The following is a 1,444-nucleotide window of genomic DNA, read 5'->3' on the forward strand; positions in this document are numbered from 1 at the left end:
TTGACAGTGCTCATCGGTTCTCGCCTTCCTCGGTGTGGAGGCGGTCCCACTCGTCAGCGGCCTTCTCAAGGGCGGTGATGACCTGCTCGGCGGTGCGGTCCGGGTCGTCGTTCCACGAGAAGGGGGAGGTGTGCTCGTCGACGAGGAAGCCGTCTTCGTCGACGAAGCAGATGGGTAGGCAGCCGTCGAGGTAGGTGGTGAGGATGCCGACGGCCTGCCGGAAGGTGACCTGGGTGTCGAGGTCGAGGCCGTAGAAGTGGTCGACGCGGTGGCCGGCGCTGGCCATGCCGATGGCCCCGACGGCGCAGGCCGGCGGGGTGGGGCAGTCGGCGGGGGCGTTGGTGGCGTAGTAGGTGCCCTGGTGCCAGCCGTGCTGGCGCAGGTAGAGGGCAGCCATCCGGAGCAGGTCAGCAGGAGTGACCAGCGCGGTGGAGGGTGGGTTGTGGGTAGCCTTCATGGCAGCCACGTCCTTTCGGTAGGGCTGTTGGCGGTGGTCGGCGGAACCGGTCTGCTTTCCAGGGCTTGAGCCGGTTCCGTCGGCCGATCAGGTGGTGCGGAGCCGCAGGTAGCGGCGGTGGCGGGTGTCGTCGCCGCCCATCTGGTGTGGGGCGGAGACGTAGGCGAGCCGACCGGTACTGCGGGCGGCGTGGAGCATCGCGGCCAGGTCCTCAGGGCTGCCGACGATCCACATCTCGGTGTATTGCGCGGCCCGCTGGTTGCTAGCGCGGGCGTAGGCGCGCTCTCGGGTGGTCATGGGTTACCTCCCAGCCGGTGTCCGTGTAGAAGGCGGCGTTGTCGGGATGGGAAACATGGCGTCGGAGCCGCCCTGGTTGATCTGGCCGTCCCGCTTGCCGCAGACGGTGCAGCGGAGGTAGTGCCACAGGTGGACCGTGGCCTTGTCGATCTCGGCGTCGACGACCTCGATGTATTCGGCGCAGTCGTGAATCGGAGCAGTCATGCCGCCAACCCCAGGTCGAACCGCGAGCCGTCGGAGACGGCGGATAAGCGGTTGGGTCGGCGGATCCAGGCGGCGTAGTCGGCGATCGCCGCGATCTGGCTGTCGGTGAGGTAGGCGACCTTGATGCGGCGGGGGATGCCGCCTTCGGCGATGAGGTAGGCCGCGCCCTGGTTGGTGGGCTGGATGTCGGTGGCGGTGTAGCCCTGCTCGGCCCACCCGTGGCCCAGCACGATGTTCGACGAGTTGGGAGTGGTGCAGCGGAACGCGGCACGGTAGCCGAACAGGTCCCGCAGGCTGGTGGGGATGATGTCGAACGACGGCCGCTGGGTGGCGGCGACGACCGGGATGCCGGCGGCACGGCCCCGGGCGACCAGGTCACGCAGGAGCGCGACGAACTCTTCCTGCTCCTGCTTGTTGCCGACGGTGGCGGAGTAGAAGGCGATCTCGTCTACCAGGACGGTGATGACGGACAGGCCGTCGGCGGCG

At 68.7% G+C, this 1,444-nt stretch carries 3 protein-coding genes and 1 pseudogene; all 4 read right to left on the minus strand.

The genetic code is table 11. The annotated features are described in order from the left end of the window. Nucleotides 1–10 precede the first annotated feature (10 nt). A complete protein-coding gene (locus ACNAVT_RS31725) occupies nt 11–457 on the minus strand; it encodes a DUF6197 family protein (RefSeq protein WP_416301674.1) in 447 nt (148 codons plus the stop codon). Nucleotides 458–544: 87 nt separating this feature from the next. Next, complete coding sequence (locus tag ACNAVT_RS31730) at nt 545–754, minus strand: hypothetical protein (RefSeq protein WP_416301676.1); 210 nt, start codon at nt 752–754, stop codon at nt 545–547. A 3-nt stretch (nt 755–757) separates the two neighbouring features. Continuing rightward, a complete protein-coding gene (locus tag ACNAVT_RS31735) occupies nt 758–958 on the minus strand; it encodes a hypothetical protein (protein WP_416301678.1) in 201 nt (66 codons plus the stop codon). Next, nucleotides 955–1,444, minus strand: a pseudogene (locus ACNAVT_RS31740) (cell division protein FtsK); the annotation flags it as partial. The gene ACNAVT_RS31735 and the pseudogene ACNAVT_RS31740, both read right to left, overlap by 4 nt.

The sequence above is a fragment of the Micromonospora sp. SL4-19 genome (assembly GCF_047921475.1).
Lineage (GTDB): Bacteria > Actinomycetota > Actinomycetes > Mycobacteriales > Micromonosporaceae > Micromonospora.